Raw genomic sequence first — 9,687 nt, 5'->3', positions numbered from 1 at the left:
GCGTGTGCTCCAGCTCTCCCGGCTCAGTTCGCCGAGGTCTCGGTCGCCAGCCGCAGCAGGGCCGCGGCGTCGAGGTCGTCGAGGGAGTCCGTGCCGCCGGTGGGGGCGGGCTCGTCGCGGGCGGGGTCGGCGGTCCCGGCGCCGGTCCCGGTGTCGGCGAGCCGCAGCACCAGGTCCAGCAGGCCGGCCCGGCGCAGCGCCCCGACGGGGACGCTGGCGATGACGGCGCGGACGGCGGCGTCGGGGTCGTCGGCGTGCTCGTCGGGGGCCTCCGCATCACCGAAGAGCAGCGTCCCCAGGTGGGCCGCGAGCGCCGTCGGCGTCGGGTGGTCGAAGACGAGTGCCGCGGGCAGGGCCAGGCCGAGGGCCGCACGGAGCCGGTTGCGCAGCTCCACCGCGGTCACCGAGTCGAACCCGACGTCGCGGAAGGCGCGGCCGGCAGGGACGGCGTCGCGGGCCTCGTGCCCGAGGACCGCCCCGGCCTCGGCGCGCACCGCGTCGACCAGCGCGCGGCGGCGCTGGGCGGCGGGCAGGCCCTCGAGGGTGCGGCGCAGGGCGGGGACCTCGTCCGTCGTCTCGGTCGCGGGGTCCGCGTCGGCCGCGAGCGCGGCGACCGCCTCGGGGATCGTGGTGAGCAGCGGGCTGGGCCGCACGGCGGTGAAGGCCGGCGCGAAGACGTCCCAGTCCATCCGCGTGACGGTCACGGCGGTCTCGTCGGCGTCGACCGCGGTCCACAGCGCGTCGACGGCGTCCTGCGGCGGCATCGCGAGCACCCCCTGGCGGTGCAGCCGCTCGTGGACCGCCGGGTCGGCCGCCATCCCGACCTCCCCGAACGTCCCCCAGGCGATCGAGGTCGCCGTCCGACCGTCGGCGCGGCGGCGGGCCGCGAGGGCGTCGAGGTAGGCGTTGGCCGCGGAGTAGCCCGCCTGCCCGCCGCTGCCCCACGTCGCCGCGCCCGAGGAGAACAGCACGAACGCCTCCAGGTCGGCGCCCTCGGTGAGCTCGTCGAGGTGCCGGGCCGCCGCGATCTTCGCGGCCAGCAGCGCGTCGAGGGCGGGCAGGGAGAGCCCGGCGGCCGGGGCGTCACCGTCGGCGACCCCGGCGGCGTGGACGACGGCGGTCAGCGGGAGCTCCGCGGGGACGGCGGCGAGCGTCGCGGCCACGGCGCCCCGGTCGGCGACGTCGCAGGCCGCGATCGTGACGCGGGCGCCGAGCGCCTCCAGCTCGGCGCGCAGCGCGGCGGCCCCGGGGGCGTCCTCCCCGCGGCGGCTGGTCAGCAGCAGGTGCCGGGCGCCGCGCTCGGCGAGCGAGCGGGCGACGCGGCCCCCGATCCCGCCGGTGCCGCCCGTGACGAGGACGGTGCCCCACCCCATCCGGACCGACCGCGGGCCGGTCGCCGGGCGGGGCTCCGGGGTCGTGCCCGGCTCCGTGCCCGGACGGGCGTGCTCGAGCCGGCGGGCGAGGACCCCGCGACGGCGGACGGCCAGCTGGTCCTCCCCCGCAGGTCCGGCGAGGACGGCGCGCAGGGACGTGAGGAGGCGGTCGTCGAGCTCGTCGGGCAGGTCGACCAGGCCGCCCCAGCGGTCCGGGTGTTCCAGGGCGGCGACGCGCCCGAGACCCCAGACCGCACCGCCCGCCGGGTCGGTCACCGGGTCGTCGTCGGCGGCGGCGACGGCGGTCCGGGTGACGCACCACAGGGGCGCGTCGACCCCGGCGTCGCCGAGGGCCTGCAGCGCGACGAGGGTGCGGGCGAGCCCGACCGGGGTGCCGCCCAGCTCCGGGCGCGGCGCGTCGTCGAGGGCGAGCAGCGACACGACGGCGGCGAGGTCGGTCGCGGCGGCGACGTCGGCGAGCCGGGCGGCGAGCGCGGCGCGACCGGTGTCGATCGCCGACCCGACGTCGCAGCGCACCACGTCGGGGCCGAGGGCGTCGAGGACCGCGCGGACCCATCCGTCCTCGGCCCGAGCGGCGGGCACGAGGACGAGCCGGGTGCCGCCGGCGGCCGGCGGGCCGGGGGTGACCGGCGTCCACGTGACGCGGTGGCACAGCTCCCCGACCCGCCACCGGGCCCGGGCGGCGCTCCGCCACGCGGACAGGGCCGGCAGGACCGCCCCCAGCGGGCCGGCGTCGGCGTCGGCGGGGACGCCGAGCGTGTCGGCGAGCCCGGCGAGGTCCTGGCTCTCGACGAGGTCCCAGAACGCCGCCTCCGTGGGGTCGCCCGACCCGGCCGCCGTCGGGGCGGGGGCGGGATCGGGCCAGTAGGCGCGCCGCTGGAAGGGGTAGGTGGGCAGGTCCACGAACCGGCCGGCGGCCGGGACCGTGGTCGACCAGTCGACCGTCGCCCCGTGCACGTGGGCCTCGGCGAGGGCGGTCAGCACCCGCACCGGGCCGCCGTCGTCGCGGCGCAGGGTCCCGAGCACGACGGCGGGCGCCCCGTCCGCCGCGGCGGCGTGCGCCTCCTGGGTCTCCTGCACCGGAGCGGTGAGCACCGGGTGCGGGCTGATCTCGACGAAGACCCGGTGGCCCGCCTCGAGCAGGGCCTCGGTGGCGTCCTGCAGCCGCACCGTGCCGCGCAGGTTGGTGAACCAGTAGCCGGCGTCGAGCGCGGCCCCGTCGAGCCGGGCGCCGGTGACCGTGGAGAAGAACGGCACGGTCGGCGCCTGCGGCCGGATCGGGGCGAGCACCCGGTCCAGCTCGTCGCGCAGGGTGTCCACGTGCCGGCTGTGCGAGGCGTAGTCGACCTGGACCCGGCGGGCCCGGACGCCCGCGGCCGGCGCGACGACGAGCAGCTCGTCGAGCGCGGCGGCGTCCCCGGAGACGACGACCGACGACGGTCCGTTGACGGCCGCGACCGAGATCGCCCCGTCGAACGGGCCGATCAGCTCGGCGACCCGGGCGGCGGGCGCGGCGACCGACACCATCCCGCCGGCGCCGGACAGGCGCGGCAGGAGCAGGCTGCGGCGGGCCACGACGAGCGCGGCGTCGGAGAGACTCAGCGCCCCGGCGACGTGGGCCGCGGCGATCTCGCCCTGCGAGTGCCCGACGACGGCCGCGGGCTCGACCCCGTGCGAGCGCCAGAGGCGGGCGAGGGACACCATCATCGCGAACAGCGCGGGCTGGACGACGTCGACGCGGTCGGCGAGCGCCGGGTCGACCTCGCCGCGCAGCACGGCGGTCAGCGACCAGTCGACGTGCGGGGCGAGGGCGGCGGCGCAGTCGTCGACGGCGGCCGCGAACACCGGCGAGGTGTCCAGCAGCTCCCGGCCCATCCCCCGCCACTGCGCACCCTGCCCGGGGAAGACCAGGACCGGACCGGCCGGGGCGGCCTCGGCGACCCCGCGGACGACCCCGGCGTCCGGCTGCCCGCCGGTGACGGCGGTGAGGCCGTCGAGCAGCGCGGCGCGGTCCCGGCCGACGACGACGGCGCGGTGCCCGAACGCGGCCCGGGTGGTGGCGAGGGCGTGGCCGACGGCGGCGGGCCCGAGGTCCGGCGTCGTGGCGAGGGCGGCGGCCAGGCGGGCGGCCTGGTCCCGGAGGGCCGCGGGCGAGGCCGCGGCGAGCGGCCAGGCGACCGGGCGGCCGTCGTCGGGACGGGGCTCCTCGAGCGGCTCGTCGGCCGGGGCCGCCTCGAGCACGAGGTGGGCGTTGGTGCCGCTGATCCCGAACGACGAGACACCGGCGCGGCGGGGTCGGTCCCCCGTCGCCGGCCAGTCCCGGCCCTCGTGCAGCAGGGACACCGCGCCCGACGACCAGTCGACGTGGGTGGACGGGGTGTCGAGGTGCAGGGTCGCGGGCAGCCGCCCGCCCCGCATCGCACCGATCATGGTGATGACGCCGGCCACGCCGGCCGCGGCCTGGGTGTGCCCGATGACCGACTTGACCGAGCCCAGCAGCAGCGGCTCGTCGCGGTCGCGGCCGTAGGTCGCGAGCAGCGCCTGCGCCTCGATCGGGTCGCCGAGGGCCGTGCCGGTGCCGTGCGCCTCGACCACGTCGACGTCGCCGCCCTCGAGCCCGGCGTGGGCGAGGGCCTGGCGGATCACCCGCTGCTGAGCCGGGCCGTTCGGGGCGGTCAGCCCGTTGGAGGCACCGTCCTGGTTGACCGCGGACCCGCGGATCACCGCGAGCACGCGGTGGCCGTGGCGGCGCGCGTCGGAGAGCCGCTCGAGGGCGAGGACGCCGACGCCCTCGGCGAGGGTCATGCCGTCCGCGGCGTCGGAGAACGGCTTGCAGCGCCCGTCGGTCGCGAGCGCCCGCTGCCGGGCGAACCCGATGAACGCCTGCGGGGTCGACATGATCGCGGCGCCGCCGGCGAGGGCCAGGGAGCTCTCCCCGCTGCGCAGCGACTGGCACGCGAGGTGCATCGCGACCAGCGACGACGAGCAGGCGGTGTCGATCGTGACGGCCGGCCCCTCCAGCCCGAACAGGTAGGAGACCCGGCCGGAGAGCACGCTCGCGGCCGTGCCGGTGACCATGTGCGACTCGGTGCCGGCACCGCCGGTCCGGGCGACCTCGGCGTAGTCGGCGTACGTGGCGCCGAAGAACGTGCCCGCGGCCGTGCCGCGCAGGGCCGCGGGGTCGATCCCGGCCCGCTCCAGGGCCTCCCACGTGGTCTCCAGCAGCAGCCGCTGCTGCGGGTCCATCGCGACGGCCTCCCGCGGGGAGATCCCGAAGAAGGCGGGGTCGAACTGCGCGGCGTCGTGCAGGAAGCCGCCCTCGCGGGCGTACGTGCGGCCCTCCCGGTCGGGGTCGGGGTCGTAGAGCCCGGCGGTGTCCCACCCCCGGTCGGTCGGGAACGCGGAGATGGCGTCGACGCCGTCGAGGGCGAGCGCCAGCAGCTCCTCCGGTGTGCTCACCCCGCCCGGGTAGCGGCAGGCCATCCCGACGACGGCGACGGGCTCGTCCGGGTCCGCTGCCGCGACGGGGGCCGGGACCGGCCCGGCGGCGGCCGGACCGGGCCCGCCGACGAGCTCGCGCAGGTGGTCGGCGAGGGCCGCGGGGCTGGGGTGGTCGAAGACGAGGGTGGAGGGCAGCACGAGACCGGTCACGGCGGCGAGCCGGGTGCGCAGGGCCACCGCGGTGACGGAGTCGAAGCCGGCGTCGCGGAAGGCCCGGTGCTCGCCGACCGCGTCGGCCCCGTCGTGCCCGAGGACGGCGGCGGCCTCGGCACGGACCAGGTCGCGGACCAGGCGGCGCGCCTCGGCGTCGCCGAGCCCGGCGAGCCGGCCCGCGAGACCGTCCGCGGGGGCCGCGACGGCGTCCGGGGAGGCGGGCGTGAGCCGGCGGCGGACCTCCGGGACGTCGTCGAACAGCCGGGACGGTCGGCCCGCGGTGAAGACGTCGTGGTAGACGTCCCAGTCGATGTCCATCAGCCCGAGGACGGTCTCGTCGTCGTCGAGCACGCGGCGCAGCGCGGCCAGGGCCAGCGGCGGGTCGAGGTACTCGAGGCCGCTGCGGCGGATCTGGTGCGGGTCGGCGAGCGCACGCTCGGCCTCGTCGGGCCACTTGCCCCAGTGCACCGACGTCGCGGCCGCGCCGCGGGCACGACGGGCGTGGGCGAGGGCGGAGAGGTAGGCGTTGCCCGCGGCGTAGGCCGCGTGGATGCCGCTGCCCCACATGCCTGCGGTGGAGGAGTACAGGACGAACGCGTCGAGCTCGTCGTCGTCGAGCAGCTCGTCGAGGATCTCCGCGCCGGTGACCTTCGCGCGGACGACCTCGGCGACCTCGGCGACCGTCGTGTCGGCGATCGCGGCGAGCTCGATGACGGCCGCGGTGTGGATCGCCGTGCGCACCGTGCGGCCGTCCGCGCGCAGCCCGTCGAGGAGGGCGGCGACGTCGGCGCGGTCGGCGACGTCGCAGGCGGCCACGGTGACCTCGGTCGGCGAGCCCGCGAACTCCGCGACCAGGTCGGCCGCGCCCGGGGCGTCCGGCCCGCGACGGCTGACGAGCACCACGTGCTCGGCGCCCTGCTCGGCGAGCCAGCGGGTCAGGTCGGGCGCGAGGGTGCCGGAACCGCCCGTGACGAGGGTGGTGCCCCGGGGACTCCAGGTGCGCGACGCCGGGCCGGCGGTGGTCGGGGCGCGCAGGATGCGGCGGGCGAGCACACCGGACGGGCGCAGCGCGAGCTGGTCCTCCCCGTCGGTCCCACCGGCGAGGACCCCGGCGAGGCGGCCCAGGCTGCGCTCGTCGAGCTCGGCGGGGAGGTCGACGGTGCCGCCGACGCGCTCCGGGTGCTCGACCGCGGCGGTCCAGCCGAGACCGAGCACCAGCGCCTGCCGCGGCGCGGTGAGGGTCTCGGCCGGGGTCGCGGCGAGGGCCCCGCGGGTGAGGAACCACAGGGGGGCGCCGATCCCCGCGTCCCCGAGGGCCTGGACCAGCGCGACCGACAGGGCGAGCCCGCGGGTGGCGCCGGGCGCGGCCCGGTCGTCCTCCTCGGCCTCGGCGAGCATCGACACGATCCCGGTGACGCGGTCCGCGCCGGCAGCGAGGAGGCGGTCGGCGAGGTGCGCACGGTCGGCGTCCTCGGTGCCGTCGAGCAGCAGGGTGTCCACGTCGACCCCGGAGCGCGCCAGGGCGGCCACGACGGCGTCGGTGGCCCCGGCCGGCCCGGTGCCCGCGTCGGTCCCGGCGACGACCAGCCAGGGGCCGGTCGGGGCCGCGGGGCGGGTCCGGGTGACCGGCGTCCAGCCCACGCGGTAGCGCCAGGCCTCGACCGAGGCGCGGTCGGCCCGGGCGCGGCGCCACGCGGTCAGGCCCGGGAGGATCGCGGCGGCGGACTCGGCGTCGGTGCCGAGGGCGTCGCGCAGCGTCGGGAGGTCCGCGCGGTCGACCGCGCTCCAGAACTCGTCGTCGGCCGGTGCCGCGGTGTCCGCGGCCGGTGCCGGGGCGGGCGAGGGCCAGTAGTGCTCGTGCTGGAAGGCGTAGGTCGGCAGGGCGACCGGGGCGCCGGGCCCGGGGAGCGCGTCGTCCCAGCCCACCTCGACGCCCCGGACGGCGAGCTCGGCCGCGGCGAGCTGCAGCCGCGCGGACCCGCCGTGGCAGCGGCGCAGCGTGCCCACCGCGACCCCCGGGACCCCGGCCGCGTCGATCGCGTCCTGCACCGCCATCGCGAGCACCGGGTGCGCGGAGACCTCGACGAAGGCCCGGTGGCCCTGCGCGAGCAGCGTCGTGACGGCGTCGCCGAACCGCACCCGGCCACGCAGGTTGTCGAACCAGTAGCCGCCGTCGAGCTCCGGACCGGAGAGCCACTCCCCCGTCACGGTGGAGAGCATCGGGACCGTCGCCGCGCGAGGGGCGACCGGGGCGAGGACGTCGAGGAGCTCGGCGCGCAGGTCCTCGACCTGCTCGGAGTGCGACGCGTAGTCCACCGCGATGCGCCGGACCCGCACCTCCTGCGTGGCCAGCTCCGCGGCGAGGGAGTCGAGGGCCTCCGTCGCCCCGGCGACCACCACCGCCCGCGGGCCGTTGACCGCCGCCACCGACACCCCGGCCCGGCCGGCGAGGCGGGCATCGACGTCGGCGACCGGCAGCGCCACGGACATCATCCCGCCGCGACCGGCCAACGACCCCGCGATCGCGCGGCTGCGCAGCGCGACGACCCGGGCGCCGTCACGCAGCGAGAGCGCCCCCGCGACGACCGCGGCCGCGATCTCGCCCTGCGAGTGGCCGAGGACCGCGTCCGGTTCCAGCCCGCGTCGCCGCCAGTGCTCCGCCAGCGCCACCATCACCGCGAACGACGCCGGCTGCACCACGTCGACCCGGTCGAGCGCCGCCGGGTCGGGGTCGCGCAGGACCTCGACGAGCGGCACGTCGGTGAACTCGGCCAGCGCAGCCGCGCACGCGTCGATCGACGCGGCGAAGCCCGGGTCCTCGTCGAGCAGGCGGGCGCCCATGCCCACCCACTGCGCCCCCTGCCCGGGGAAGACGAACACCACCCGGCCCGCGACGTCCGCGGCGCCGCGCACCACCACCGGGGACGGCCGGCCGGTCGCGACCGCGGCGACGCCGGCCAGCAGCTCGGCGGGGTCCTCCCCCACGACGACGGCCCGGTGCTCGTGGCGCGCGCGGGTCGCGAGGAGGGCGTGGGCGACGTCGCGCGGGTGGGGCGTCCCCGCGCCGTCCCCCGCGCCGTCCCCCGTGCCGTCCCCCGCCCCGTCGAGCGCGGCGTGCAGGGCCGCGGCCTGGGCCCGGAGGGCGGGCTCGGTGTGCCCGGAGATCACCCAGGGCACCGGTCCGGCGGGGACGTCGTCGGTGGCGGCCGCCGGCACCGGAGCCGGGTCCGGGGCCTGCTCGAGCACGGCGTGGGCGTTGGTGCCGCTGATGCCGAAGGACGACACCGCGGCACGCCGCACCCGCTCGCCGGCAGGCCAGGCGACCGGCTCGCCGAGCAGCCGCACGGAGCCCGCGGACCAGTCCACGTGCGCGGTCGGCTCGCCGGCGTGCAGGGTGCGCGGCAGCACGCCGTGCCGCAGCGCCATCACCATCTTGATCACGCCGGCGACCCCGGCGGCGGCCTGGGTGTGCCCGATGTTCGACTTCAGCGAGCCGAGCCAGAGCGGACGGTCGGCGGCGCGGTCGCGGCCGTAGGTGGCGAGCAGCGCCTGTGCCTCGATGGGGTCGCCGAGGCGGGTGCCGGTGCCGTGGGCCTCGACCACGTCGACGTCGCCCCCGGTCAGCCCGGCGGCGGCGAGGGCCTGGCGGATCACCCGCTCCTGCGCCGGGCCGTTCGGGGCCGTGAGCCCGTCGGACGCGCCGTCCTGGTTGACCGCCGAGCCGCGCAGCACGGCGAGCACCGGGTGGCCGTGGGCGACGGCGTCGGAGAGCCGCTCGGCGACCAGGACCCCGACGCCCTCCGCCCAGCCGGTGCCGTCGGCGGCGTCGGAGAACGCCTTGCAGCGCCCGTCCGGGGCGAGGCCGCCCTGGGCCGTGAACTCCACGAACGCCGCCGCGTCCCGCAGGATCGTCACCCCGCCGACCACGGCCAGCGACGACTCCCCCGTCCGCAGCGAGTGGGCGGCGAGGTGCAGGGCGACCAGCGACGACGAGCAGGCGGTGTCGACGGTGACCGCGGGCCCCTCGAGACCGAGGGTGTAGGCGAGCCGGCCGGAGAGCACGCTCGCGGCGGTCCCGGTGAGGGCGTGCCCGGAGAGCTCGGGACCGGCCCCGGCCGACGGGGCGCCCCACGAGTAGGAGCCGACGAACACCCCGGCCGCGGTCCCGCGCAGGGCGGTCGGCGGGATCCCCGCCCGTTCCAGGGCCTCCCACGACACCTCGAGCAGCAGCCGCTGCTGCGGGTCCATCGCGGCCGCCTCGCGCGGCGACACCCCGAAGAACGGGGCGTCGAACCGGGCGGCGTCGTCGAGGAAGCCGCCGTGGCCGGTCGCGCTGGCCGTGCGCAGCGCCTCCAGGTCCCAGCCGCGATCGACCGGGAAGGTGGAGACGGCGTCCCCGCCGCGCTCGACCAGGTCCCACAGCGATTCCGGGGAATCGACGCCGCCGGGCAGCCGGCAGCCCATCCCGACGATGGCCACCGGCTCGCCGTCGCGCGATTCCAGTTCCGCGATCCGCGCCTTCGCGCGACGCAGGTCCGCGGTGACCCGACGCAGATACTCGACGACGCGGTCGGGCGATTCCTGTGATTCCTGCGATTCCTGCGCGCCGTTCCGGGATTCCGGCATCGATCCGTCCTCA

At 78.6% G+C, this 9,687-nt stretch carries 1 protein-coding gene; it reads right to left on the bottom strand.

Going from position 1 to position 9,687, the window contains the following annotated elements:
• Positions 1 to 23: 23 nt before the first annotated feature.
• The gene (locus QSK00_RS13800; RefSeq protein WP_285591587.1) at positions 24 to 9,674 is read right to left on the bottom strand and encodes a type I polyketide synthase; all 9,651 of its coding nucleotides are present in this window, start codon (positions 9,672 to 9,674) and stop codon (positions 24 to 26) included.
• Positions 9,675 to 9,687 lie beyond the last annotated feature (13 nt).

The sequence above is a fragment of the Actinomycetospora sp. NBRC 106378 genome (assembly GCF_030269685.1).
Taxonomy (GTDB): domain Bacteria; phylum Actinomycetota; class Actinomycetes; order Mycobacteriales; family Pseudonocardiaceae; genus Actinomycetospora.
The sequence above is the reverse complement of the archived record's forward strand: the minus strand, read 5'-3'. Positions and strand labels throughout refer to the sequence as shown.

What these genes read in the sequence shown, in the direction of transcription:
- QSK00_RS13800 (WP_285591587.1), bottom strand. Translation starts at nt 9,674, where the DNA reads ATGCCGGAATCCCGGAACGGCGCGCAGGAATCGCAGGAATCACAGGAA.